This is a genomic window from Aminobacter sp. SR38 (assembly GCF_014843375.1).
GTDB lineage: Bacteria > Pseudomonadota > Alphaproteobacteria > Rhizobiales > Rhizobiaceae > Aminobacter > Aminobacter ciceronei.
The window spans coordinates 752,145-776,738 of sequence record NZ_CP062112.1 but is presented as its reverse complement, the minus strand read 5'-3'; the positions used below and the strand labels follow the sequence as shown (position 1 = coordinate 776,738).

The following is a 24,594-nucleotide window of genomic DNA, read 5'->3' as shown; positions in this document are numbered from 1 at the left end:
GACGAACTGCACTGATGCGCCGGAGGAGTTCTAGGCAAATGACTGTTGCGTTGCAGGCCAGCGGATTGAGCAAGAGATATGGCGACGTCGTTGCGCTGGACGACGTGTCGCTCGACATACATGCCGGCGAGATCCATTGCCTGTTCGGCGAGAACGGCGCCGGCAAATCCACGCTGTCCGGTTGCCTTTACGGCTATGTCCAGCCCGATAGCGGCGCGCTCGCCATCGACGGCAGGCCGATGCGGCTGCGTTCGCCGGCCGAAGCGCTGCGCCTCGGCATCGGCATGATCCACCAGCATTTCAAGCTCGTTGGACGGCTGAGCGTCATCGAAAACATTCTGGTTGGTGCCGGCGGCCGGGGGCTGTTCCTGGACACCAGGGCAGCGCGGCGGCGGCTGGCAGCTTTGTGCGCCGACTATGGCGTCGCGCTTTCTCCTGACGCCATCGTCGAGGAACTGCCGGTCGGCCTGCAGCAGTGGGTCGAGATCATCAAGGTTCTGTTCCTGGGCGTGCGGGTCCTGATCCTCGACGAACCGACGGCGGTCCTGACGCCACAGGAATCCGACCGCCTGATGGCGGCACTGGAGCGCATGCGCGACGCCGGCATGGCGATCGTGCTGATCTCCCACAAGCTGCGCGAGGTGATGCGTTCGGACCGTGTCACCGTCCTGCGCGCCGGCAAGCTGGTCGCATCGCTCAAGACCGCCGAGACATCTCCTGAAGAACTTTCGGTGCTGATGGTCGGACGCAAGGTTTCGCCGTCCTACGACCACAACAGGGAGACGCCGGGCGAGATCGTGCTCGATCTGAGCGACGTCTACGTCAATGGCGAGCGCGGCCACCGCGTCCTCGACGGATTGAGCATCCAGGTGCGCGCGCACGAGATCGTCGGCCTCGCCGGTGTTGCCGGCAACGGCCAGCGCGAGCTGTTCGAGACCATCATGAGGGTGCGTCCGCTCGAGGCCGGGCGCATCAGCATCGACGGCAAGGACGTAACTGCGGGATCGACAAGGGACGTCATCGATCTCGGTGTCGGCCATATTCCTGACGACCGCTATCTGCAGGGGCTGATCGGCAGCTTCACCATCGCCGACAACATCGTGCTCGGCAGGCACCACGACTGCGCCTTTCGCAAGGGGGCGTTCCTCGACCGCAAGGCGATCAGTTCCTTTGCCGCCGACAGCATGTCCGAGTACCGCGTCGCGGCGAGGGACAGCGGCACTCGTGTCGACCGCCTGTCCGGCGGCAATGCGCAGAAGGTGATCCTGGCGCGCGAGCTGCAGCGCAGCACGTCGCTGCTGCTTGCCAACCAGCCGACGCGCGGCCTCGACATCGGCGTCATCGACTATGTCTACCGCCAGCTTCTGGCCAAGAAGGCCGAGGGGTTCGGCATCCTCCTGGCTTCGGAAGAGCTCGACGACCTGATGACCCTCTGCGACCGCATCGCCGTGATCCACCGCGGCAAGATCGTCGGCGTGGTCGACCCTTCAGGCACCACTCCGCAGCATCTCGGCCTGATGATGGCCGGCCAGGCAGTTTCGGGAGGAGACGCCCATGCACATTAAGCTCGAACAACGCCATGGTTCCAGCCTGCTCTGGCAGGGCGCTTCGTATGGCCTGGCGATACTGGCGGGTTTCGTCGCCACCGCAATGTTGCTGAAACTGTCCTCGGCCGACGTGACGACCGCCTTCGAGGCGCTTTTTCGCGGCGCCCTTGGCAGCCAGCGCGCCATGCTGCGCACGCTCGTCGCCGCCACGCCGCTGATCCTCACCGGGCTCGCCGCTGTCGTCGTCTTCCGCGCCCGGATCTGGAGCATCGGCCAGGAGGGCCAGGTCTATGCCGGCGCGATGGGGGCCTATTGGGTCGCGTCGTCGCTGGCCGATGCGCCGCTTGTTGTCGTCGGGCCGCTGGCGATTGCCGGCGCCATGCTCGGCGGCGCGACGATGTCCGGCATCGCAGCGCTTCTGCGCAACCGCTACGAGGTCAACGAGATCTTCTCGACGGTGATGCTGAACTACATCATCGTCTATCTGCTGTCCTTTCTGCTGTCGGGCGGACCATGGACGGAAGCGGGCACCACGGTCGCCTACCACCAGACGCCGCTGCTGGCGCAGACGGCCTGGCTGCCGCATCTGGCCGGGCCATTGCATGCCGGCATCGTGATTGCGCTTCTGGCTGCGATTGCCGTCCATCTCCTGCTCGAACGCACGTCATCGGGATATGACATGCGGGCGCTCGGCGCCAACCAGACCGCCTTGCGCTTCATGGGCATGGATGTGCCGCGCATCGTGCTGGTCACTATGCTGTTGTCCGGTGCGCTTGCCGGGCTTGCGGGTGGCGTGGAGCTGCTCGGCGTCCAGCATCGGCTGAAGGCCGACTATCTCTTCGGCCTCGGCTATGGCGGCATCATCGTTGCCATGGTCGGCGGCCTGCGGCCGGCCGGAACCGTGGCGGTCGCCATCCTGTTCGGCGGCCTGTCCTCGGGCGCCGTCGACATGCGCATCCAGAGCGGCGTCCCGGATTCCCTGATCCAGGCGATGCAGGGCACCATCCTTCTCTTCGTCCTTTGCGGCACGGCACTGGCCCGCTACCGCCTCACATGGAGCTCGGCCAAATGAGCGGACTGTTTCAGGAAGCCATCTTCGTCAGCCTGCTCGCGGCGACCATCCGCATCGCCACGCCGCTGCTGTTGTCGGCCATGGGCGAGCTGGTCACCCAGCGCGCCGGCATCTGGAACGTCGGCGTCGAGGGCACCATGCTGACCGGTGCCTTCATCGCCTACATCGCCTACGCCGTCAGCGGCGATCACCTCACCGCATTCGCATTGGCGATCTCAGCTGCCATGGTGCTGGGGGCCATCACCGCTTTCCTCAGTGTGACGCTCCGGGTCGATCATTTCATCACCGGGCTGGGCATCAACCTGCTCGCCAGCGGGCTCACCCTGTTCTGGTTCCGCAGCTTCGTGAAGGGCAAGGCGCAGCCGACCTTCGACAGCATCGGCACCGTGCCGATTCCCTATCTCTCGGATATCCCCGTCATCGGCTCCGTGCTGTTCGACCAGCGCCTTCTGACCTACGCCGCCTTCGCGCTGGTGCCCGTCGTCTGGGCATTCCTGTACCGTACCAGGACCGGGCTTGAACTCCGGGCGCTGGGCGAGAACCCGGCGGCACTCGACACGATGGGGCTCAACGTCGTGGCCCGGCAATATGCCGCGACCATCTTCGGCAGTGCCTTGACCGGCCTTGGCGGCGCATTCCTGATGCTCGGCTTTTCTGACCGTTTCGTTCCCGAGCTTTCCGCCGGCCGTGGCTGGCTCGTCGTCGTCGCGCTGATCGCCGGCAACTGGCATCCGCTTCGGGTGACATCAGCCGTGCTTTCCTTCTCCTTCCTGGAGTCCGTGGCGACCCACAGCCAGGCGATCGGCGCGGCGGTTCCCTACCAGCTGCTGCTGGCGCTGCCCTACGTGATCTCCATCGCCATCATCGTCATGGCCAGGGGAAAGAGCCGACAGCCGGCAGCACTTGGCGAAAGCTACAGCAGGTCATGAGCAACACCTCCGACATGGCCGGCGAGATGTGGACGGGCGTTGCGGCGGCCCGGCCGAAATGCGCCTACGACTTCTCCCCGCCCTGATCCCGGGCTGAACCTCCTGCGCCTTCACAGTCCCCGCCGCGGCCCCCAAGCCGGCGCTTGCTCCCTCTTTGCCCGGAGATCCGAAATGCCCGAACCCAAGCATCGCCTTACACCCGAGAATTCGCCGAACCTTGTCGCCGAGGGCGTGTCACTCGAGCTGGCGCCGGCGCAGGCCGCGGGATTCCTGCCGCTCGAAACGGCTTTTCCCGAGGGCTCACGTGTCTTCCTGACCCATCTCGAAGGCAAGCCTCTGGCCTTGCAGGTCGAGGCGGCGAGGCAGCTCAGGCAGGCAGGTTTCGTGCCCGTGCCGCATTTCGGGGCGAGGCATTTCGCGTCACCGAAGGAGTTCGTCGACCTCGTCGGCGCCCATAGCCGCAACGGCGTCACCGAGGCCTTGTTTGTCGGCGGCAACCCGCTTGCCGCCAACGGGCCGCTTGAGGATGCTGCCGACCTGCTTGCCCATCCCGTCATCGCCGACAGCACGATCCGGACGGCCTTCATCGGCGGTTACCCTGAGGGCCATCCCGCAATCGGCCGGAGCGCGCTCGCCCATGCGCTGCTGCGCAAGATCGCCATCTGCCATGACCGCGACCTTGCTCCCCGCATCGTCTCGCAATTCGCCTTCGACGGGGCGATGATGGCGGCCTGGACAAACGATCTGCATCGCGCCTACCCGAGCATTCCGGTCCATCTCGGAGTGGCCGGCGTCACGTCGCTGACCAAGCTGATCAAGTTCGCCATGATGTGCGGTGTCGGGCCATCGCTCGCAGCACTCCGCCGCTCCGGCGTCGGGTTGTTCAACGTACTTGCCGACAAGGACCCCGGCGACCTGATCGAGGCCATCGAGGCTGGCCTGGCATCGAGCTGTGGTGCGCAGACCTTCCTGCACGTCTTTCCCTTCGGCGGGTGGGAGAAATCGCTGTCGTGGCTTGAGGAGTTTCGGCGCCGGCGGGCGAACTGACGAAGCAAGAGAGGGGAAGCCAGGAGGAGCAAGCGATGAATGCGCCCTGCAAGCAAACGGATTTCAGGCCGGCGAGCAGTCCACTCTCCGGTCTCGTGCCTGAGCCAGGCGATGGGGTCGACATGGAAATCCTGCTGTTGGTCGGGTTCTCGCAATTGTCGCTCGCAGCGCTGACCGAACCGCTCAATCTCGCCAACAGCTTGTCCGGCAGGTCGCCGTTCAAGTGGCGGCTTACAAGTCTCGATGGCTTGCCGGTGGTGAGTGCCAGCGGCATTTCAATTGGTGTTCAAGGATGCTTCGACGGGGTCGCCGTCCAGTCTGATCGGCCGCCGGCGCTGCTGATTTGCGCCGGGCAGGAGGTGGAGGGGCAGGGCGGTCCACATCTGAGGAGCATGCTGCGCCATGCCGCCAGGCGTCGGGTGCCCGTCTATGCCATGGGCACCGCCAGTTGGCTGCTAGCCGATGCCGGGCTGCTCGGTGACAAGCGCTGTACCATCCACTGGAACAAGTTGGCGGCTTTCGCCGAGCGCTTCCACAACATCGAAATCGATGACGCCCTGTTCATACGCGATCGCCAGGTCGTCACCTGTGCCGGCGATTTCGCTGCCTTCGACCTGGCGATCGATCTCGTCCAGCAACATTGCGGCATCGAGATTGCCCGAACCATCTGCCAGCACCTGACCGCCGACCGCTGGCGCGACGGCGCAAGCTGTCAGTCGGCCCCGCCGGGCCTCCGCCATGGCGCCACCGGACGCAAGCTGCTCCAGATCATCCAGCTGATGGAGCGCAACATCGAGGATCCAGTGCCGCTGATCGACATCGCCCGCTGGGCGTCATTGTCACGCCGCCAGGTCGAGCGCCTGTTCGAGAGACTGCTGTCGACGACGCCGCGCCAATACTACATCAAGCTGCGCCTCGGGCGGGCCCGGCAGCTGTTGGAGCTCACCGAAATGCCGGTGACCGAAATTGCCATTGCCTGTGGCTTTGCCTCGCCGTCCTACTTCTCGAAGAGCTTCAAGGAGCATTTTGGCAGCCTTCCCAGCCAACTCAGAAGCTAGCCGTTCCCATCTCGCGACCAGTCGGGCTGCCGCCAGATCCGGACTGCGGCCGGACATCGCCAGGCAGGCCCGCCTGCGCCGGCCGTGATCCGGGTCCGTCGGTCTTTCCCGCGCTCCAGATGACGTCTACCACGGGAAGTCATCGCCCTGGCTGGACCTGTTTGCCCGGTGGCCGGCGCCGGCGCGGCGGTCGGTTAGACCTCCCGTGCACCCGTGGGGTCGGTCGGGTCCTCGATTGCCGTCATCGTCGCTGACGCCTCGGGCTGGAGCACCGTCTTGTCTGAAAGCGCCATGCCATAGGCCGTGTCGCCGGCGCCTTCGGCGACGTCGCTTGCCATGCGGTAGCCCTTGTTTTCGCGCACCTGGCGCGGCGACAGGCCGAACTGTTCGGATATCTGCCTGGAGAAGTGGAACGGGTTCTTGTAGCCGCACTGATAGGCGATGTCGGAGATCGGCAGGCCGGTCTGCAGCAGCAGGAAGTGGCCGCGCGAGGCCCTGACCTGCCAGAGATAGCGCACCGGCGTGACGCCGATATGCTTGCGGAACGACGAAACCAGATGCTGCGGCGTGACGCCGACGAGCGCGGCGAGGCGGTCGACCGTGATCTCCTTCTCGTAGTTCTCGTCGATATAGAAGCGGGCGCGCAGAACCGAACGCGGCGTCTGCCGCTCCTGCTCGGACATCTGCGCTTCATGGAAATAGGCAAGAAAGATCGACTCTCCCAGCGCATTGCGCAACTGGTTGAGGTTGGAGCTCGAGCCGGCACCGAGCTCCACCCCGAGCCGCTGGATGCTCTCGATGCGCTGTGGCAGGGGAATGCGGGTCGGCAGCGAACGCAGCCGCGAGGCAAGCGCCTCGCTGACGTCGCCGGCATAGCCCTCGCACCAGCTCACCCTGGTGTGCCGCCCCTCGCTATATTCCATGGACAGGCCGCGTTCGTTGCGGAAGAAGCCGCAGCTTCTTGCACCCAGCACCGTCTCCTCGTCGTCGCAGATGACCTTTGCCTTGCCTTCATGGATGATCAGCAAGGTCACATAACGCTCCTTGAGCGGGCCATAGACGCCGCCTGCCGGATATATCGCCTCACCGAAGGCGAAGCCTCTTCCATTGTCGATGAATGCGCGCATAGCCAAGGCCTCGCTTGCCGTGCCATGCGTTTTCCTAACACGGCTCAATGCGTCGTCAAAGATAAGAAGAATGTGGTCTTAACGTCAGATATGTTTTCGGCCGACGCAGGCATTCCGTGAAAACAGGGGCTGCGGAATACTCCAGACATCAACGGGCGAGCCGGTCACGCCGCCTGGACATGCCAGCAAGACGCATCCTCTGGAGGAAAAACGTGTTTCTGCCAGCCGACCATTCCAAGACGAGAGACGAGCTGCCGCGCGGCTGCACATTTGCCGCCAGCGACTGGCATATCCTCGCCTCGTTCTGGCATCCGATCGCCTTCGTTCACGACATCGCCGACAAGCCGGTGCGGGCAAAGCTGCTCGACGTCGACCTTGTGATCTACAAGACATCCGCCGGAATCACTGTGGCGCGCGATCTGTGCCCGCATCGCGGCACCCGCATCAGCGCCGGCTGGATGGCTGACGACCAGATCGTCTGTCCGATGCACGGGCTGCATTTCGGTCATGACGGCGCCTGTTCGAAGATCCCGTCGATCGCCAATTCCGAAGGGCGCATACCTCCCAAGCTGCGCCTCGAAACCTACGCCTCGGTCGAGCGCTACGGCATCATCTGGACGTGCCTGAAGGGTGAGGCGATCTGGCAGCTGCCGGAGTGGGACGGCATTTCCAACCCGGCCCTGCGCAAGGTTTATGTGCCCGAAGGCACCTGGTATGCAGCAGCAAGCCGGCATGTCGAGAACTTCAACGACGTTGCCCATTTTCCCTGGGTTCACACCCAGAGCTTCGGCGGCAGCACGGCCGATCCGATCCCGCCTTACGACGTCGAGCAGACGGACTATGGCCTGCGCTTCGAGCTGCCTTATCATGAAGGCTTCAACCGCTTCGACGACGGCGTCGAAGGCGACGAGCGCGACGTGGTCTATACTTACGAGCTGACCTATCCGTTCTCCACCCTGATCAAGATCGATCCGCAGGGATCCGACTACGTCGTCTACTTCGCCGACACCGTCTGCCCGGTCTCGGCGCGCGAGACACGCATCTTCCAGATGATGACCGACACGTCAGGCGATCCGGATACCGACTACTGGGTCAAGGATGCGCTGCTGATCAACGACGAGGACAAGCCGATGGTCGAGGAGCAGCATCCCGAGGAACTGCCGCTCGATCTGACCGAGGAGATCCACGTGCCGTCGGATCGCATGTCGCTCGAATATCGCCGTGGGCTGGTCCGCAAATTTGGCCTTGGTGCGCCGATCGCGAGTTGATCCCGCAGCACATCGCAACTGCAGATATCAGGGAAAGACGATGCCGATCCGTTTCGAAACCTGCTTCCTTCACCAGGCCGTGTTTGGCGCCCGACCAGGACAGCTCGACGGCCAGGCAGCCCAGCAATGGAGGAGGGCGTCTTGACCATGGCGTTCACGAGAAACGGGCTCGCGCCCTCGGCACCGGTAGCCGAAAACAGGCTGCGGCTGCAGATCGCACGCAAGTGGACCTCTGCCGAGGGCATCGTGGCAGTCGACCTCGTTGCAGCGGACGGCGCACCCTTGCCGGCGTTTACGGCGGGATCTCACATCGACCTGTTCCTGCCCGGCGGCCTGACGCGTCAATACTCGCTCCGCAACGATCCGCGCGAGCGTCACCGCTATGCAATCGGCGTGCTGCGCGAGCCTGGCGGCCGTGGCGGATCGGCTTATGTCCACGACAGGCTGGACGTTGGCGATGCCTTGGAGACGAGCAGGCCGCGCAACGCCTTCGAGCTCGATGAAACCGCGCCGTTTTCGCTGCTGCTGGCCGGCGGCATCGGCGTCACACCGATCCTGGCCATGGCTTATCGGCTATCGTCGCTGGGGCGGGATTTCGAGTTCCATTATTGCGCCCGCAGCGCCGACCGCCTGGCCTTTCGCGACGAAATCGAGGCCTCGCCCTTTGCCGGCAAGGTCAGGTTCCATCTCGATGACGGCCCTCCGGCGCAGCTGCTGAGCCTGGACAGGTTGCTGGCCTATCGGCCGGAAGGCGCGCATCTCTACGCCTGTGGTCCTTCAGGTTTTCTCGACGCCGTGGTCTCCAGGGCCAAGCCAGGCTGGCCGGCGGATGCCGTGCATCGCGAGTATTTCGCCAACGCGGCACCAAAGGCGCAATCCGACCAGCCGTTCAGGATCACGCTGGCGAGTACCGGCCACAGCTTCGACGTCGCGCCGGGGCGAAGCATCGTCGAGGTGCTGGCCGACAACGGCATCGACATTCCGGTGTCGTGTGAACAGGGCATCTGCGGCACCTGCGTGACGCGGGTGGTTTCGGGCGAGCCGGACCATCGCGATCTCGTTCTGACCGACAGGCAGCGTGCCGACCACATGACGCTGTGCTGCTCGCGCGCCCTGAGCGCCGAGCTGATCCTCGATCTCTAGGCCGGAAGGGTGTTTTCCATGCGGCACTGAAGGTTCACCAGGCAGCGAAGCGCGAGGGCCGCAGGCCCGAGAAGGAAGCCACCAAGGGAAAGATGATGCAACTGGAACAATTCGTGCGGAACCTGCCCAAGGCAGAGCTTCATCTGCATCTGGCCGGTGCGGTCAAGGCCAGGACGTTCCTCAAGCTGGCGCGCAAGAACAATGTCGCGCTGCCTGATTTCGACGAGGTCGAGGACCTTTACCGCTACGACAATCTGGTCGATTTCCTCGAAGTCTATGATCTCGTCGCGCGCTCCGTCGTCGACGCAGACGATTTCCACCTGATTGCCTATGAGGCGCTGGAACATGTCGCCAAAGCCGGCGGCCGCTACACCGAATTCTTCTTCAGCCCGCAGGTGCATCAGGATGCCGGCATCAGCTACCAGACCATGTTTTCCGGCATCCTCCAGGCGATGGACGACGCCGAGCGCGACTTCGGCCTGGTGTCGCGGCTCATTCCGGCGATCAATCGCGAGCTGAGCCTCGATCGCAGCTTCGAATTCCTCGAGCTGATTTTGCCGTTCCGCTCCGACAAGGTCATCGGCATCGGCCTCGACTATGACGAGGAGCCGTTTCCGCCGGCGCCGTTCAAACCGGTCTACGACAAGGCGAAGAAGGCGGGCATGCGGCTGACCGCCCATGCCGGCGAGGGCGGCCCTGCGGCCAATGTGCGTGACGCGCTCGACCTGCTCGGCGTCGAGCGCATCGACCATGGCTACCGCGTCATGGAAGATCCCGATCTCGTCGCGCGCTGCATCGCCGAGGACATCGCCTTCACCGTCTGCCCGAGCTCGACAGTCATCCTCACACATTGGCGCGACCTTACCGCCGCCGACCACCCGATCCGCACCATGCTCGACGCCGGTCTCAAGCTGGTGGTCGATACCGACGACCCGCCCATGCTGCAGACCGACCTTGCCAAGGAATACCGGCTGCTTGCCGAAACCATGTCGCTCGACCGGGCGAGCCTTGCCGCGCTGGCGCTGAATTCTCTCGATGCGGCCTGGCTCGACGACAGCACCAGGCGCGCCTGGCGGGCCGAGTGGACCAGGGATATCGACCTGTTGATGGCCGAGCCGGAGGAGGCGCACGTCACCAATTGAGACCAGGCCGGCTCGAGGAGGAGGCGGCCCAACCAACAAGAACAGACGGGATAGAACCCGGACAATAACACCAGAGGGAAAGGTACGATCCTATGTTGAAACATCTCGCTAGAAGGCTGGCGGTCTTGGCGATGCTTGCCATATCAGCCATGACAGGCAGTCCCGAGCGCGCAGCGGCAGCCGACCCTGACAAGCTCAACATCGCCGTCATCCTGTCGGCCGGCATCGAGAGTGCCTGGGATGGCACCTTGATCGAGGCGCTAGAACGCGCAAAAGTGGCCAAGCCGCACGGGCTCGACATCACCTGGAAATACACCGACCCGCTGTGGGGCGACGATGCAGGCGATGCCATGCGGCTTTTTGCCGAAAGTGGCGAATATGACGTCATCTGGGCCCACAGCACCTATTCCGACCAGGTCAAGAAGCTGCGGGAAGAGTTTCCCGACATTCTCTTCGTCGTCGTCGGCTCGGGCAATGAAGGGCTCGGCGGCAATCAGTACTGGGTCTACAAGCGTGTCCACGAGCCGGCCTATCTGCTTGGATATGCCGCTGGAAAGCTGACCAAGTCGAACAGGCTGGGCGCCGTCGGAACCTTCCCGGCCGATGACGTCAACGACGAGATCAATGCCTTCTTCGCTGGTGCCAAGGCGGCAAACCCAGCCGTCGAGCGCACCGTCGCCTTCATCGAATCCTGGTACGACCCGGCCAAGGCAGGTGAATACACCAAGGCGCAGATCGCCACGGGCGCCGACCTGATCTTCCAGCTCACCGGCAATTTCAAGCCGTGCGAGGAAGCCAAGATCCTGTGCTTCGGCAATTTCCAGGACCAGAAATCGTTCTCGCCGTCGACCGTGCTGTCCAGCGCCGTGGCGCAGTGGGATCCCGATGTCAGCTGGATCGTCGACGAATGGTGGGCGCACAAGGCGGAAGGAAAGCCTTATCAGGGCAACACCGACAAGCGCTGGTTCGCGATGAAGGACGGCGGCTCGGCAGTGGTGCCCAATGCCGAGCTGCAGGGCAATGTGCCCGCCGCGGTCCAGACGGAAATCGACGAGCTCAAGGCCAAGATCATGGCCGGCAGTTTCGAGGTGCCTGTCGACGTCTCTGATCCGAAGGCCAAGTAATTCCCTGTTGAAAGCCCGGCCGCGACGGGCGCCTTAGCCTGCCGCGGCCTTCGCTCACTCGAAATTGGGTACCTCTCATGTCCACTGCCTTGCGTGTCGAAGGCCTGACCAAGCGGTTCGCCGGGGTCACCGCCAACGACAATGTCGACTTCGATCTTCGCCGCGGCGAGATCCACTGCCTATTCGGTGAGAACGGCGCCGGCAAGTCGACGCTTTCGTCCTGCATCTTCGGCTTCTACCGGCCCGACAAGGGCGAGATCCTGCTGCGCGATCAGCCTGTGCAGATTGCCTCGCCGATGGACGCCATCCGTCACGGCATCGGCATGGTGCACCAGCATTTCGTGCTCGTTCCCGAATTCACCGTGCTCGAAAACATCATCGTCGGCACGCAGCGCTCGGGCTGGCGGCTGAACGCCGCCGAGGCGCGCCAGAAGCTGAGGGGCATCTGCGACGGCTACGGCATCGATCTCGACCTCGACGCCTATGTCTGGGAGCTGCCTGTCGGGCGCCAGCAATGGGTCGAGATACTCAAGGCGCTTTACCTCGATGCGCAGATCCTGATCCTCGACGAACCCACGGCGGTGCTGACGCCGGGCGAGTCGAAGGTGCTGTTCGACATCGTCCGCAAGATGTGCGCCCGCGGCATGTCGATCATCCTGATCACCCACAAGCTGGTCGAGGTGATGCAGTCGGACCGGGTGACGGTGCTGCGCAAGGGCAGGGTGGTGGCGACGCTCGACACGCCCGCCACCACGCCCGACGAGCTGGCCAGGCTGATGGTCGGCCGCGACATCTCCTTCACTGTCACCAAGCCCGAACTGGCTCCCGGCGAAACCATCCTCGCCGTTGAGGGCCTGTCGGCGCGCGGCTTCTGGGGCGATGCGGTGCTGAAGGACGTCTCCTTCTCGGTCGCGCAGCATGAGATTCTCGGCATTGCCGGTGTTGCCGGCAACGGCCAGAAGGAACTGTTCGAGGTGCTTTGCGGCGTGCGCAGGCCCGCCGCCGGTTCGATCCGCTTCAAGGGCGAGGAGGTGGCCGGCATGTCGCCGCGGGCGATGATGGACCGCGGCGTCGGCCACATTCCCGACGACCGTTTCCGCGAAGGACTGGTTCCCGAGTTCAGCGTCGCTGAGAATGTCGTCCTTGGTTGGCAGCGCAGCCCGAAATACTGCAACGGCCCGTTGATGGATCGCGAAGCGATCACCGGCCTGGCCCGGGAGATGATCGGCGAATACCAGATCGCCACGCGCGACGAACATGTTGCGGCCGGCAAGCTGTCGGGCGGCAACGCCCAGAAGATCATCATCGCCCGCGAGTTCCTGCATGCCTCGGGCCTGGTGCTCGCCAACCAGCCGACGCGCGGCCTCGACGTCGGCGTCATCGAATATGTGCAGTCGCAACTCTTGAAGAAGCGCGCCGAGGGCTTTGCCATCGTGCTCGCCTCCGAAGAGCTCAGCGATCTGTTCAGCCTCGCCGACCGCATCGCCGTGATGTTCAAGGGCGAGATCATGGGCATCGTCGACCCCAGGACGGTAACGGTTGCCGAAGTCGGCGTCATGATGGCCGGCCGCCGTGGGGGCATCGCGGCCAGCAAGGAAAGGGTTTCGGCATGATCGTCTTCGAACGCAGGGTGGAGGCGAACGCGCTCTGGACGCTTTTGTCCTTCATCATGGCCGCTGTCGCGGGCCTCGCGGTATCGGCCATCCTGATCGCCTCGACGGGCGCCAATGTGGCCGAGGTCTTCGGCGCCTTGCTGCAAGGCTCGGTCGGCTCGCCCAAGGCGCTGGCAGCGACGCTGGTCAAGGCAACACCGCTGATCCTCACAGGCCTTGCGACTGTCATCGCCTTCCGCGCCCAGATCTGGAGCATTGGCCAGGAAGGGCAGGTCTTTGCCGGGGCGATGGGCGGCTATCTCGGCGCGCAATTGCTTGCCGGCCTGCCGCCGCTCCTGTTTTTCCCCGGCGTGCTCGCACTTGGCATGGCGGCCGGCATGGGGCTCGGCTGGATCGCTGCGGTGCTGCGCAACCGCTTTGCCGTCAACGAGATCATCTCGACGGTCATGCTCAACTATCTCGTCGTCTACCTGTTGTCATGGCTGCTGCAGGGCGGCCCCTGGGGCGAGACGGGCGGCACGATTGCCTACCACCAGTCGCCGATGCTGCCGGATACGGCCTTCCTGCCGGCGCTGTTCGGCAGCAGCCGACTGCATGCCGGGGTGCTTTTGCCCTTGCTCGCTGCCGCCATCTGCGCGCTGGTCATGTCGCGCGCGCCTTTGGGTTATGAGATCCGCGGCCTGGGCTACAATCCCGAGGCCTTGCGCCACAAGGGCGTCGACATCGCCCGCACGGTGAGCGTGATCATGATGGCGAGTGCAGCACTTGCCGCCCTTGCCGGCGCCATCGAGCTTTTCGGCGTTTCTCACCGCCTGCGCGCCGACAATCTCATCGGCCTTGGTTATGCCGGCATCATCGTCGGCATGATCGGCGGCCTGAGCCCGATAGGAACCGTCTTTGCCGGGCTGTTCTTCGGCGGCCTGGCGAGTGGCGCCGTCTATATGCGGGTGCTTGGCGACGTGCCGGCTTCGCTGGTCCCGGCAATGCAAGGCATCACCTTGTTCTTCTTCCTCTGCGCCGGTGTGCTGGCGCGTTATCGCATCGTCATGAAGGTTGCCGTCCAATGAGCCAGCTGTTCCAGGAAGCGATCATCATCAGCATCCTCGCCTCGACCATCCGTATCATGACGCCTTTGCTGTTCTCGGCGATGGGCGAGCTGATCACCCAGCGTGCCGGCATCTGGAACATGGGCGTCGAGGGCACGATGCTGACCGGCGCCTTTGCCGCCTATCTGGTGGCCACGCTGACCGGTTCGTTATGGCTGGCGGTACTTGCGGCAATCGTTGCCGGCGCCTTGATGGGCCTCGTCATCGCCTTCATGACCGCGACCCTGCGCGTCGACCATTTCATCGCCGGTCTCGGCCTCAACCTTCTGGCCGGCGGGCTCACGCTCTACTGGTTCCAGAGCTACATCCAGGGCCGGGCGCAGCCGATATTCTCCGGCTTTCAGGACGTCGACATCCCGCTGCTGTCCGACATCCCGGTCATCGGCCCGGTGCTGTTTTCGCAGCGGGCGCTCACCTATGTCGCCCTGCTGGTCGTACCGGTCGTCTGGTTCCTGCTCTATCGCAGCCGCTATGGGCTCGAACTGCGCTGCCTCGGCGAAAATCCCAAGGCGCTCGACGTCAAGGGGCTCAGCGTTTCGGCCCGGCAATATCTGGCCGTCATGCTGGGCAGTGCGATGACCGGGCTGGGCGGCGGTTTCCTCATGCTCGGCTTTTCCGACCGCTTCCTTGCCGATTTTACCGCCGGTCGCGGCTGGATCGTCATCGTAGCACTCATCGCCGGCAACTGGCGGCCAATGGGCGTTCTGATCGCGGTGACGGCCTCCGCTTTCCTGGAGTCGCTCGCCACTCACCTGCAGGTGGTCGGCGCCCAGGTTCCGCACCAGCTGCTGCTCGCGCTGCCCTATCTCGCTTCGATCGGCCTGTTGATGGGCCTGCGCTTCCGCTCGGGCCAGCCGGCGAGGCTCGGCATCCCCTACGCCAGGGAATGACCGGGCGCAGGCTCGACTACGGTACCATTTCCAACAGGCGGCATGCTTCCGGCATGTCGCCTGTTTCGTCATTGAGATCAAAACGCGGTATTGCCGGGGTTTTCCAGCACGTCGCTCGGCGGGCGATAGCCCTTGTTGGCGCGGATCTCGGTCGGCGTCATCGCAAAATTCTGCCTGATGTGGCGCGAGAAATGAAACGGGTTCTTGTAGCCGCACTGATAGGCGATCTCGGAAACCGACAGGCCGCTTTGCAGCAGCAGGGCCCGGCCGCGATTGGCCCGGATCTGCCAGAGATAGCGCATCGGCGTGACGCCAAGGTGCTTGCGGAACGATGAGATCAGCTGTTGCGGCGACAGGTTGGCGATGGCGGCAAGCGCGCTGACAGTGATGTCCTTGTCCATGTTTTCATCCATGTGCCGTTTCACCCTGAGGACGTGCCTGGGAACGAAGCGGTCGCGTTCGCTGAGCCGCGCCTCATGGAAGAAGGCGGTGTAGAGCGCGTAGCCAACGGCATTGCGCACGTCGTTGAGGCCGGTGCTCGAGGAAAAGCCGAGCTCGACGCCGATGCGCTGCAGGGCGGCCAGTCTTTCGGTCAGAGCGACGACAGGCGAGGCGCCGGCGAGCGGCGAGGGCCCGCTTGCCCAGATCTTGCCGGGTACGCCTTCGCACCATCCCACCCGGTGCAGGATGTCGCGTTCCATCTCGATCAGGAACAGGCGGTCATTCTTGAAGAAGGCGGCTTGCCCACCCGCAAGGGTCGTTTTCTCGTCGTCGCAGGTGACCCTGATCAACCCCTCATGGACGAAGATCAGGCTGACATACTGCCTCGACAAAGGTCCATAGACGCCGCCGCGGGAATAGGTCGCCTCGCCGAAGGCGAAACCGTGGCCGACGTCGACGATGGAGTCCATGCCAGCACACCCTCTGCTTTGTTCAGGTAAAGCAGAGTAAGACCGCTGTTGGATAAGTTCCATCCCGGCTTTAATCAGGGATATGCATTGCCGTTGGCGCGGTATTCTCTCCGCGCCCCGCTGGCTGCACAGTCAAGACACTCACGTCAGGAGGAGAAAGACAGTGCAGGACAAGGCTGAACTGGCAGGCAACGGCACACCGTTCCATGCTGCGACGAGCGCCGAGATGCGGACCACCTGGTGGTATCAGTGGGACAAATACATCGTCTCCGACGTCTATACGAGCATGCCGCAGGAACTGGCGGCGATCCGCAACGCGGTAGCCATGATCGACATGTCGCCGCTGCCCAAGATGGAGCTGCGTGGCCCCGACGCGCATCGCCTCGTCGACCGGCTGATGACCCGCGACATGACGCGGCTTGCGGTCGACCACGTGATGTATGCGCCATGGTGCAACCGCGACGGCCTTATGGTCGGCGACGGCCTGGTTCTCCGCCTGGCGGACGACTGGTTCATCGTCTCGGGTGAAACAAGCCACGCATGGTTTGCCAGTCAGGCCGGCGGCCTGCAGGTTACGATCCGCAACGCCTCCGACGACTATGGCATCCTCTCGCTGCAGGGGCCGCGCGCCTTCGACCTGATGCAGGCGGCGACCGGCCGCGACTGGTCCGGTCTCAAATTTTCGCAGATCGGACGCGCCGCCATTGCCGGCCATGACATTCTTGTTGCCCGGCAAGGCTTCACCGGCGAACTCGGCTTCGAGCTCTGGGTGCCGAGGGCAGCGGGGGCTGCGGTGTGGCGGGAGCTGCAGGCTGTCGGTCAGCCATTTGGCGTTTTGCCGGCCGGCGAATATGCCGTTGACGTCGCCCGCATCGAGGCCGGCCTGATCCTGGTCTCGGCCGATTATAACGGCGCAGGTCCCGATCCCCGCACCGCGCGCGTCGACGTCACAGACGAATTGAACATCACGCCGATCGAGGCCGGCCTTGGGCGGCTGATCGATTTCGGCAGCGATTTTGTCGGCAAGCAGGCGCTTCAGGCCGCTGCGGCCGAGCCGGGGCGGCGCTTCGTCGGGTTGCACTATGACGCCAGCGCGATCGTTACCGCGGCTGCCGAAAACAGCGCTTACGGCACCGCACTGTCCCGGGCGTATTGGGGCTCGATGCCCATCTTCCACAAGGGTACCTCCCACGCCGGCAAACCGGTGGGCCGCGCCTCGAGCCTTGCCTTCAGCCCGACGCTGAAGCGCGCCATCAGCTTCGCTTTCCTGCCCGCCGAGCTGTCGTCACCTGGCACGGTTGTCGATGTCGAGCTGAAGGACGACGAGGGTGCGGCCATCGGGCGGGTCCCGGCCACCGTTGTCTCCTTGCCGTTCATCGAAATCCGCCGCTCGAAAGGCTGACGACGGCAATAATGACATCGGGAGGAGAGGCACGTGAACATCGCTCACAGGCCCACATCGTTTGATCCTGAAGCCCGACCACGCGCCGCACGCTCCCCCGGCGCGTCCACGACATCCGAGGTGTCGAGCTTCCATATCCTGCTCCTGCCCGGTTTCTCGCAGCTCTGCCTGGCATGGATGATCGAGCCGCTCAAGCTCGCCAATTCATTGTCGGGCAGGGAGCTGTTCCGCTGGCAGCTGGCAAGCCTCGACGGCTGTCAGGTGGTCTGCGCCAGCGGCATGGCGCTGGCGGTGGCGGGCAATATCTTTGCCGAGGAGGCGGCGGTCACCGCGTGCCGCCACACAGCCGTGCTGGTCTGCGCCGGCGAGGGCGTCGAGCAGCACGGCACCTGCGAACTGCGCAATTTCCTGCGCCGCATCCACCGCGCCGCCGTGCCGATCTATGCCTTGGGCACCGCGACCTGGCTGCTCGCCGACGCCAGGCTGCTGGACGGGGCTCGCTGCACCATCCACTGGGGCAAGATGGCGGCGCTGTACGAGACCTTTTACGGCCTTGCCATCGACGATGCACTGTTTGTCCGCGACGGCTCCATCGTCACCTGCGCCGGCGCGTTTGCCGGCTTCGACCTGGCGATGGATCTGGTGGGGCAGCATGGCGACGTCGAGCTGGTGCGCACCATCTGCCAGCATCTCGCCGCCGACCGCTGGCGCGACGGGGCGAGCGCCCAGTCGCTGCTGCCCGGCTTGCGTTTCGGCAGCGGGGGCAAGAAGCTGTCGCGCATCCTGCAGCTGATGGAGCGGAACATCGAGGATCCGCTGTCGCTTGAGGACATCGCCCGCGAGGTGTCATTGTCGCGGCGCCAGATCGAACGCCTGTTCGAGCGCCATTTGTCGACCACGCCACGGCAGCATTATCTGACACTCAAGCTCCGCCGCGCCCGCCAACTCATCGAAATGACCGATATGTCGGTAACCGACATCGCCATCGCCTGCGGCTTCGACTCGGCGTCCTACTTCTCGAAAAGCTTCAAGGAACATTTCGGCATCCTGCCGAGCGTGCTGCGCGCACGGTGAGGTTTGTGGGGCAGGGCGAGGGCGGCGCGCTGGGCGTGGGGCAGGGCAGCGCGCTGGGCGTGGGGCAGGGCAGCCAGGCTGGCAGTCGCAATGCTTTGCATCGCCTCGCTTCGGTGCCGACAGACAGCCGATCACAGCAGGGTGCATCATAGGCAACCGGCTGAACTCTTCAGGTCGCGCCTAGCCGTTGCTTGACTCCGTCGAGGAAGTATTTCCGCGTCAGATAGCTCGATATCTGCCCCTGCTCGCTCAGCTTTACACCGACGATCGCACCGGCATCCGCCATGTACTTTGATGCATGTTTCGCGATGATGACGTCGGCATCATCGTCGAAATGGTTTGATCCGTACAGGATCATCATGACCTTCTGTGCGTGGAGCACGCCCAGCTTAAAATCGTCGTCCATCTCCCTCGTCGCCGTCAGGTAATTCTGTACGACCTCCCTGCCGCGAGCTCCTGTCAGCTTCGCCAGCGTGCTCGTGATCACTCTCCCCAAATCTTCGCCGGCGAGTTTACTGTTGGAGCTGAACGCAGCCAGCACCCGGATCATCCCGCCAAAATATCCAAGTACATAGGGGTCACGCCAAAACCCCGGCGGGATGCCGCCATCCATTTCCTTCAGTCGTACCAGTTGCACGCAAGCTTCTGTCGCCACGTTGACGGCATTTGCCTTCCGAATCCAACCGAACATCGCTCCCCCAGCCCGAACCCGGCAGCGGACGCCAGCTTAGCGTTTGAACCTGCCGACATAATCCCAGATTGCTTGATCAAAATTGTATTTGCCACGGATTGCAACTTACCAAACTTAGGCGTTCTCGGCTCTCTACATCTCCTTTGAAGTAGACATGCTGTCGCGTTCCAGGCGGGTTGGACGATGTCCACGCGGGCATAACCAGATCAGCTCGCTCAGAAGGCAATCTGCGCCACGAAGTACATGGCTGCGAAGTTGCCAGCAGCCGAGACGGCCGCCTGCTGACTATGCGGAAGGAAGGTGCCGCTCCATGGCGTGCAGGGTGAGACAAGCGCCTGGCGGGGCATTCCTCCAGCAAAGCCGTGTAAGCCTCGTGTCGCCGGGCTCAGCGGAGTGCCCCCCAAGATGCTGATGGAGATAAAGGGGGAGGATTGGTATTAGGCTTTGGTGAGCAACCAAAACGGGGTCCGGCAGTACTGGAATGAATTTAGGGATTAAAGGCTTTTAGAGAAAATTTGGCTGGGGAACCTGGATTCGAACCAGGACTAACGGAGTCAGAGTCCGTGGGTCTACCGTTAACCTATTCCCCAGCAAGGCCGATCTGGTGTCGGCCGCGACGCTTGTTCAACGCCGCCGGTGCGCGCCTTTTAGCCGCCGCCGGGAAATAGTCAACCCCACAGACAGCGGCAATTTTGGTTTTCAGCTCTTGTCCGTGTTGCCGCTGCGTCCGAACTGCGAATGCTCGAACCCAAGCACGGCGACGATGCCGAGAATGAGCGGAATGATGAGATAAAACAGGCGGAAAACCAAAAGCGCGGCAAGCACGGTTGCCGGGTCCATTTCCGGCAGGCCGGTGAGGAAAACCACTTCGAGCACGCCGAGGCCGCCCGGCGCATGTGATGCCTGCGCCACCGCAAACGAGACCAGGAAGATGCCGAGCACGATCAGGTAGCCGGGATTGTTCTCAGTGGGCAGGGCGAAATAGATGATCGCAGCCGCTGCCAGGATTTCCAGCGGGCCGATGATCAGTTGGCGCGCGACGATGGGCAGGGACGGGTAATAGAGGCGGAAGCTGCGGATGGCGAGCGGCTTGAGATGCAGCCAGCTGCCGAAGACGTAAGCCGCGACTGATACGAGCATGGCAATGCCGAGTGCGATCCACCAGCCTTCATGGCTGCCTTCGGTGTAGCGGTCGAGCAGGCCGGGCTCGAGCAGAATCACCACGGCGCCGACAAAGACGCTCGACAGCACGAAGGTGAACCAGCAGATGCCGACAAGGACGCCGACATCCTGGCCGGTCAACCCCTTGCTGGCGTAGGCGCGATAGCGGATGACGGCGCCCGAAAACACCGAGCCGCCGATATTGTGCGACAGCGCATAGGTGGTGAAGGAACAGACGGTGACGAAGAACCACGACACGCGTTTGCGCAGGTGCAGAAGGGCGATGTGGTCATAGCCGGCAAGCGCGGCATAAGCGACGACGGAGCTCAATGCCGACAGGATCCAGCCATGCGGCGGGATGGCGGCGAGCCCGCTCCAGACATCGTCGAGGGAGATTTCGCGCCACTCATTGTAGAGCAGCCAGGCAGAAACGGCGACGGCGCCGAGCCCGATGACGGGCCAGATAAAGTCCTTGATTCTCATGCGGCTGCGCTTGCCCACTCCTTTCGGTCTGGCGTTTCGATACCTCGTATTGTGGCTATGCGTCCGCTCGCACGACCGGGTGGGGTTCCAGCTTTGCCCCATCAAAGCCGGCTATTCAACCCGAGCTGCGGTTTTCTGTGCGCAAGCCCGGCGCGTCCGGCATGCCGGGCGGCAAATTACGACGCGGGCGGCCTTGGTGATCGGCGCGCACGCTGATACTGTGGCCGCAACACAAGATGAGATGCGCGTGCAGCGTCCGAAAGGTTCGCGCGGCGCCAGAAGGAAGTTGCAAGGTGAAGGACCGCGAGCCCGGCGCTGACGCGTCGGATGCGGGTGTCTCCCGGGATGGGTCGTCGCGTCACAGCGCCGGCCGATCTCAAAAGGGCCGTGAGGCCGCCGCACGACCGGTCAACGGTCACGGCCAAGGGGACGCTGCGCAACACAAGACAAAGACCCGGAAAAGGCGCAAGCGCCGGCGCGGGCGCAAGGTTTTTGCGCGCGATGGCGCACAACCCGTTGCCGGCGGCGGACAGGCTGAAACAGCCATCCCGCCGGCCGCACTCAAGCCGAACATGCCGCCGGCAAAACCTGGTCCCGCACCCAGGCCGGATCAGGCCGAGCTGGCACGTCGCGTGCCGACGGCCGAGCTGCCGGTCTTTGCCGCGCTCGACCTCGGCACCAACAATTGCCGCTTGCTGGTCGCCGTACCAGGCAGGCCCGGGCAGTTCCGTGTCATCGATGCCTTCTCGCGCATCGTCAGGCTGGGCGAGGGACTGTCGGCATCGGGGCGGCTGGGCCAGCCGGCGATGGACCGCGCCGTCGAGGCGCTCAAGGTCTGCAGCGACAAGCTGCGCAACCGCAAGATCCGGCAGGCGCGGCTGATCGCCACCGAAGCCTGCCGCACGGCAGCGAACGGGGCGGAGTTCATCGACCGCGTCGAACGCGAAGCGGGCCTCAAGCTCGAGATCATCGACCGCCAGACCGAGGCGCGGCTTGCCGTTTCCGGCTGCGGCTCGCTGGTCGAGCGCGACACCGACGGCGTCGTCCTGTTCGACATTGGCGGCGGCTCGTCCGAGATCGCGCTGATCGACGTCTCGCGCCATCGTTCGCCGCGCCTGGCGAATCATATCGTCTCGTGGACCTCGCTGCCTGTCGGCGTCGTCTCGCTCGCCGAGCGATTCGGCGGCCGCACGGTGACGCGCGAGATCTTTGCCGCCATGGTCGAGGATGTCGCGACGCGGCTGCGCGCCTTCGACGGGCGCGACCGCCTGAGCCACATCGTCTCCAGCCCGAAATTCCACCTCCTGGGAACGTCTGGAACGGTGACCACGCTGGCCGGCGTGCATCTCGAACTCGACCGCTACGACCGTCGCCGCGTCGACGGCCTGTGGATGGACGGCTCAAGCGTCGACCGCATGGTCGAAAAAGTGCTCGGCTGGGATTTCCAGCAGCGCGTCGCCAATCCCTGCATCGGTGCCGACCGGGCCGACCTGGTGCTCGCCGGCTGCGCCATTCTCGAGGCGATCCGCGCGGTGTGGCCGTCGGAAAGGCTGCGTGTCGCCGACAGGGGCTTGCGCGAAGGCATATTGAGCGAATTGATGGCCGATGACGGCGTGTGGCGCCGCAACTGGCGAAACGGACAAATGAGATGACCAAGAAGCCGACAAAGCCGGAGGTGGCGGCAGGCGCGACACGCGTGATGCGCACCAAGATTAAGAAGAAGCGCGGCCTCAAGGAATCGTCGCGCCGCTGGCTCGAGCGCCACATGAACGATCCTTATGTCCAGCGCTCCAAGGCCGACGGCTACCGCTCGCGCGCGGCCTACAAGCTGATCGAGATCGACGACAAGCATCATCTGCTCAAGCCCGGCATGAAGATCATCGATCTCGGTGCCGCGCCCGGCGGCTGGTGCCAGGTGGCGGCGGCCCGCACCGGCTCGACCGCCGAGAACCCGCATGTCGTCGGCATCGACTATCTCGAAATGGATGCCGTGCCCGGTGCGCCCGTGCTGCTGATGGATTTTCTGGATGACGCCGCGCCGCAGCGGCTTTCGGAAACGCTCGGCGGCGCCCCCGACGTCGTGCTCTCCGACATGGCGGCGCCGACGACGGGCCACCGCCGCACCGACCACATCCGCACCATGCATCTGTGCGAGGTCGCCGCCGATTTTGCCATTTCGGTGCTCAAGCCGGGCGGCCACTTCCTGGCCAAGACCTTCCAGGGCGGCACTGAGGCCGAGCTCTTGAACCTGCTCAAGCAGAATTTCCGCAGCGTCCATCACGTCAAGCCGCCGGCCTCGCGCGACGAATCGGCCGAGCTTTATTTGCTCGCCAAGGACTTCAAGGGCAGGGCTGCCCCCGACCCGTCATAGCTGTTGCGGCTCTTCGGCTGTGGGCCTCTGCCCGCCATGACCTGAAATAGCCTTGCCGGCGTCGGGCGCCAGCCGCGCGAACAAAAGCATCGGCAGGGCCGTGATGACGGCGATGACCAGGAAGGCGAAGGTGAAGCCTGCGCCTCCGATGGCCTGGCCTGTGAACACGCTCCACAACTCCAGCGCGCCGCCGCCGACGGCAACGCCGAGCGCCACCGTGATCTGCTGGGCGGCCGCCGAAATCGACGTTGCCTGGCCGCTCTGCGCCGGCTCGATATCGGCGAACACCAGAGCGTTGGTGGAGGTGAAGAACATCGAGCGCAGGAAGCCGGCGAGGAACAGCACCGACAGGATCACCAGGTAAGGCGTCTCGGCCGTGAAAAAGCCGTTGGCGGCGATCAGGCAGGCCGAGCCGCCCGAGGCGACCAGAAGCACGGTGCGGAAGCCGACAGTGCGCAGGATGCGCGGCGCCACGAATTTCATCGACAGCGCGCCCGCAGCAGTGGCGAAGGTGATCATGCCGGACTGGAACGGCGTCAGCCCGAAGCCGAGCTGGAACAGCAGCGGCAAGAGGAACGGCGTCGCGCCGACGCCGATGCGGAACAGCGATCCGCCCGCAATGGCCGTCCGGAACACCGGGTTGGAAAACAGCTTGAGCTGCAGCAGCGGGTAATCCCTGCCCCTGGCGTGCCTGACATAGAGCAGGGCGCTGATCACGCCGATGCCGATGGTCACGACGCCAACGACCGGCGGCAATGCCGGCAGGCTGACGACCGACAGGCCGAAGACGATGCCCGAGGCGGCGATGGCCGAGAGGAAGAAGCCTGTGACGTCGAGCGGGCGTGTCGGCTCGGGCGGGATTTCAGGCAGGAAACGCCCGGACAGCCAGATGCCGATCGCGCCGATCGGGATGTTGATCAGGAAGATCCAGTGCCAGGCAAAGAAGGTGGTGATGAAGCCGCCGACCGGCGGGCCGATCAGTGGGCCGATGAGGGCAGGGATGGTCAGCGTCGCCATGGCCGACACCAGCCCGCTCTTCTCAGTTGTGCGCACCAGCACCAGGCGCGCCACCGGCGTCATCATCGATCCGCCCATGCCCTGCAGGAAGCGCGCCAGCACGAACTCGCCTAGGGAACCAGAGACGGCGCAGGCGACCGAGCCCAGCATGAACACGCCGATGGCGACGCGGAAGACCAGCTTGGCGCCGAAGCGGTCGGCCATCCAGGCGCTGATCGGGATGAAGATGGCGAGCGAGACGAGATAGGCCGTCAGCGCCAGCTTGAGCGCGATCGGGCTCGTACCGATGTCGGTGGCGATCGCCGGCAAGGACGTTGCGATGACGGTCGAATCCATGTTCTCCATGAACAGGGCGACGGCAAGGATCAGCGGGGTGGTTCTGTTCACGCGGGGCAAGTCCGGGGGAGGCAGGAAGTCT

At 64.3% G+C, this 24,594-nt stretch carries 21 protein-coding genes and 1 tRNA gene; 16 read left to right on the top strand and 6 right to left on the bottom strand.

Annotated features, from left to right (window positions below; genetic code table 11):
- Positions 1–38 precede the first annotated feature (38 nt).
- The 5 genes from IG197_RS03895 (at position 39) to IG197_RS03875 (ending at position 5,653) form a co-directional block, all read left to right on the top strand.
- Positions 39–1,565: an ABC transporter ATP-binding protein gene (locus IG197_RS03895; protein ID WP_192317069.1), complete on the top strand. Its 1,527-nt coding sequence runs from the start codon at positions 39–41 to the stop codon at positions 1,563–1,565.
- Positions 1,555–2,619: an ABC transporter permease gene (locus tag IG197_RS03890; RefSeq protein ID WP_192317067.1), complete on the top strand. Its 1,065-nt coding sequence runs from the start codon at positions 1,555–1,557 to the stop codon at positions 2,617–2,619. The genes IG197_RS03895 and IG197_RS03890 overlap by 11 nt, the downstream gene beginning before the upstream one ends.
- On the top strand, positions 2,616–3,548 hold the full coding sequence (locus IG197_RS03885; RefSeq protein ID WP_192317065.1) for an ABC transporter permease: 933 nt from the start codon (positions 2,616–2,618) through the stop codon (positions 3,546–3,548). The genes IG197_RS03890 and IG197_RS03885 overlap by 4 nt, the downstream gene beginning before the upstream one ends.
- Positions 3,549–3,719: 171 nt before the next feature.
- On the top strand, positions 3,720–4,595 hold the full coding sequence (locus IG197_RS03880; protein WP_192317063.1) for a methylenetetrahydrofolate reductase: 876 nt from the start codon (positions 3,720–3,722) through the stop codon (positions 4,593–4,595).
- A 35-nt stretch (positions 4,596–4,630) separates the two neighbouring features.
- The gene (locus tag IG197_RS03875) at positions 4,631–5,653 is read left to right on the top strand and encodes a GlxA family transcriptional regulator (RefSeq protein WP_192317061.1); all 1,023 of its coding nucleotides are present in this window, start codon (positions 4,631–4,633) and stop codon (positions 5,651–5,653) included.
- A gap of 194 nt (positions 5,654–5,847) precedes the next feature.
- On the opposite strand, the gene IG197_RS03870 is transcribed toward IG197_RS03875, so the two are convergent.
- Positions 5,848–6,780, bottom strand: coding sequence for a helix-turn-helix domain-containing protein (locus IG197_RS03870; RefSeq protein ID WP_192317059.1), 933 nt, complete (start codon positions 6,778–6,780; stop codon positions 5,848–5,850).
- A gap of 212 nt (positions 6,781–6,992) precedes the next feature.
- Between IG197_RS03870 and IG197_RS03865 the strand changes: the two genes are divergently transcribed.
- The 7 genes from IG197_RS03865 (at position 6,993) to IG197_RS03835 (ending at position 15,066) form a co-directional block, all read left to right on the top strand.
- A complete protein-coding gene (locus IG197_RS03865; RefSeq protein ID WP_192317058.1) occupies positions 6,993–8,048 on the top strand; it encodes an aromatic ring-hydroxylating dioxygenase subunit alpha in 1,056 nt (351 codons plus the stop codon).
- Between the two features lie 147 nt (positions 8,049–8,195).
- Positions 8,196–9,191, top strand: coding sequence for a PDR/VanB family oxidoreductase (locus tag IG197_RS03860; RefSeq protein ID WP_192317056.1), 996 nt, complete (start codon positions 8,196–8,198; stop codon positions 9,189–9,191).
- Positions 9,192–9,286: 95 nt separating this feature from the next.
- A complete protein-coding gene (gene add, locus IG197_RS03855; RefSeq protein ID WP_210346894.1) occupies positions 9,287–10,333 on the top strand; it encodes an adenosine deaminase in 1,047 nt (348 codons plus the stop codon).
- A 131-nt stretch (positions 10,334–10,464) separates the two neighbouring features.
- Positions 10,465–11,457: a BMP family protein gene (locus tag IG197_RS03850; RefSeq protein ID WP_246765296.1), complete on the top strand. Its 993-nt coding sequence runs from the start codon at positions 10,465–10,467 to the stop codon at positions 11,455–11,457.
- A gap of 77 nt (positions 11,458–11,534) precedes the next feature.
- Positions 11,535–13,070, top strand: a complete 1,536-nt coding sequence (locus IG197_RS03845) for an ABC transporter ATP-binding protein (protein ID WP_192317051.1) — start codon at positions 11,535–11,537, stop codon at positions 13,068–13,070.
- Positions 13,067–14,137, top strand: coding sequence for an ABC transporter permease (locus tag IG197_RS03840; RefSeq protein WP_192317049.1), 1,071 nt, complete (start codon positions 13,067–13,069; stop codon positions 14,135–14,137). The genes IG197_RS03845 and IG197_RS03840 overlap by 4 nt, the downstream gene beginning before the upstream one ends.
- The gene (locus IG197_RS03835) at positions 14,134–15,066 is read left to right on the top strand and encodes an ABC transporter permease (protein WP_192317047.1); all 933 of its coding nucleotides are present in this window, start codon (positions 14,134–14,136) and stop codon (positions 15,064–15,066) included. Before IG197_RS03840 ends, IG197_RS03835 begins: the two co-directional genes overlap by 4 nt.
- 77 nt (positions 15,067–15,143) lie before the next feature.
- On the opposite strand, the gene IG197_RS03830 is transcribed toward IG197_RS03835, so the two are convergent.
- Complete coding sequence (locus IG197_RS03830; RefSeq protein ID WP_192317045.1) at positions 15,144–15,977, bottom strand: helix-turn-helix domain-containing protein; 834 nt, start codon at positions 15,975–15,977, stop codon at positions 15,144–15,146.
- A 163-nt stretch (positions 15,978–16,140) separates the two neighbouring features.
- Between IG197_RS03830 and IG197_RS03825 the strand changes: the two genes are divergently transcribed.
- The gene (locus tag IG197_RS03825; RefSeq protein ID WP_192317043.1) at positions 16,141–17,379 is read left to right on the top strand and encodes an aminomethyltransferase family protein; all 1,239 of its coding nucleotides are present in this window, start codon (positions 16,141–16,143) and stop codon (positions 17,377–17,379) included.
- A 33-nt stretch (positions 17,380–17,412) separates the two neighbouring features.
- The gene (locus IG197_RS03820) at positions 17,413–18,453 is read left to right on the top strand and encodes a GlxA family transcriptional regulator (protein WP_192317041.1); all 1,041 of its coding nucleotides are present in this window, start codon (positions 17,413–17,415) and stop codon (positions 18,451–18,453) included.
- A gap of 169 nt (positions 18,454–18,622) precedes the next feature.
- Here the strand turns inward: IG197_RS03820 and IG197_RS03815 are convergent, their stop codons facing one another.
- The 3 genes from IG197_RS03815 to IG197_RS03805 all read right to left on the bottom strand — a co-directional run bounded on the left by IG197_RS03815 (position 18,623) and on the right by IG197_RS03805 (position 20,788).
- Positions 18,623–19,144: a hypothetical protein gene (locus tag IG197_RS03815; RefSeq protein ID WP_154385593.1), complete on the bottom strand. Its 522-nt coding sequence runs from the start codon at positions 19,142–19,144 to the stop codon at positions 18,623–18,625.
- Between the two features lie 516 nt (positions 19,145–19,660).
- Positions 19,661–19,734: transfer RNA gene (locus IG197_RS03810), tRNA-Gln, on the bottom strand.
- 109 nt (positions 19,735–19,843) lie between these two features.
- Positions 19,844–20,788 (bottom strand): YbhN family protein, encoded by a 945-nt coding sequence (locus IG197_RS03805; protein WP_067966720.1) that lies wholly within the window; start codon positions 20,786–20,788, stop codon positions 19,844–19,846.
- 236 nt (positions 20,789–21,024) lie between these two features.
- Here IG197_RS03805 and IG197_RS03800 point away from each other — a divergent pair, with 236 nt between their 5' ends.
- Both IG197_RS03800 and IG197_RS03795 read left to right on the top strand, forming a co-directional pair.
- Positions 21,025–22,440, top strand: a complete 1,416-nt coding sequence (locus IG197_RS03800) for a Ppx/GppA family phosphatase (RefSeq protein ID WP_371746505.1) — start codon at positions 21,025–21,027, stop codon at positions 22,438–22,440.
- Positions 22,437–23,159: an RlmE family RNA methyltransferase gene (locus IG197_RS03795; RefSeq protein ID WP_154385590.1), complete on the top strand. Its 723-nt coding sequence runs from the start codon at positions 22,437–22,439 to the stop codon at positions 23,157–23,159. The genes IG197_RS03800 and IG197_RS03795 overlap by 4 nt, the downstream gene beginning before the upstream one ends.
- Here the strand turns inward: IG197_RS03795 and IG197_RS03790 are convergent.
- Positions 23,154–24,563, bottom strand: coding sequence for an MFS transporter (locus IG197_RS03790; RefSeq protein WP_192317037.1), 1,410 nt, complete (start codon positions 24,561–24,563; stop codon positions 23,154–23,156). The two genes, IG197_RS03795 and IG197_RS03790, sit on opposite strands and share 6 nt — an antisense overlap.
- Positions 24,564–24,594: the final 31 nt, after the last annotated feature.

Excerpts from the sequence above, each read along its gene's own strand:
- IG197_RS03895 (WP_192317069.1), top strand. The coding sequence starts at position 39 with ATGACTGTTGCGTTGCAGGCCAGCGGATTGAGCAAGAGATATGGCGAC.
- IG197_RS03890 (WP_192317067.1), top strand. The coding sequence starts at position 1,555 with ATGCACATTAAGCTCGAACAACGCCATGGTTCCAGCCTGCTCTGGCAG.
- IG197_RS03885 (WP_192317065.1), top strand. The coding sequence starts at position 2,616 with ATGAGCGGACTGTTTCAGGAAGCCATCTTCGTCAGCCTGCTCGCGGCG.
- IG197_RS03880 (WP_192317063.1), top strand. The coding sequence starts at position 3,720 with ATGCCCGAACCCAAGCATCGCCTTACACCCGAGAATTCGCCGAACCTT.
- IG197_RS03875 (WP_192317061.1), top strand. The coding sequence starts at position 4,631 with ATGAATGCGCCCTGCAAGCAAACGGATTTCAGGCCGGCGAGCAGTCCA.
- IG197_RS03870 (WP_192317059.1), bottom strand. The coding sequence starts at position 6,780 with ATGCGCGCATTCATCGACAATGGAAGAGGCTTCGCCTTCGGTGAGGCG.
- IG197_RS03860 (WP_192317056.1), top strand. The coding sequence starts at position 8,196 with ATGGCGTTCACGAGAAACGGGCTCGCGCCCTCGGCACCGGTAGCCGAA.
- add (WP_210346894.1), top strand. The coding sequence starts at position 9,287 with ATGCAACTGGAACAATTCGTGCGGAACCTGCCCAAGGCAGAGCTTCAT.
- IG197_RS03850 (WP_246765296.1), top strand. The coding sequence starts at position 10,465 with ATGCTTGCCATATCAGCCATGACAGGCAGTCCCGAGCGCGCAGCGGCA.
- IG197_RS03845 (WP_192317051.1), top strand. The coding sequence starts at position 11,535 with ATGTCCACTGCCTTGCGTGTCGAAGGCCTGACCAAGCGGTTCGCCGGG.
- IG197_RS03840 (WP_192317049.1), top strand. The coding sequence starts at position 13,067 with ATGATCGTCTTCGAACGCAGGGTGGAGGCGAACGCGCTCTGGACGCTT.
- IG197_RS03835 (WP_192317047.1), top strand. The coding sequence starts at position 14,134 with ATGAGCCAGCTGTTCCAGGAAGCGATCATCATCAGCATCCTCGCCTCG.
- IG197_RS03830 (WP_192317045.1), bottom strand. The coding sequence starts at position 15,977 with ATGGACTCCATCGTCGACGTCGGCCACGGTTTCGCCTTCGGCGAGGCG.
- IG197_RS03815 (WP_154385593.1), bottom strand. The coding sequence starts at position 19,144 with ATGTTCGGTTGGATTCGGAAGGCAAATGCCGTCAACGTGGCGACAGAA.
- IG197_RS03805 (WP_067966720.1), bottom strand. The coding sequence starts at position 20,788 with ATGAGAATCAAGGACTTTATCTGGCCCGTCATCGGGCTCGGCGCCGTC.
- IG197_RS03800 (WP_371746505.1), top strand. The coding sequence starts at position 21,025 with ATGAGATGCGCGTGCAGCGTCCGAAAGGTTCGCGCGGCGCCAGAAGGA.
- IG197_RS03795 (WP_154385590.1), top strand. The coding sequence starts at position 22,437 with ATGACCAAGAAGCCGACAAAGCCGGAGGTGGCGGCAGGCGCGACACGC.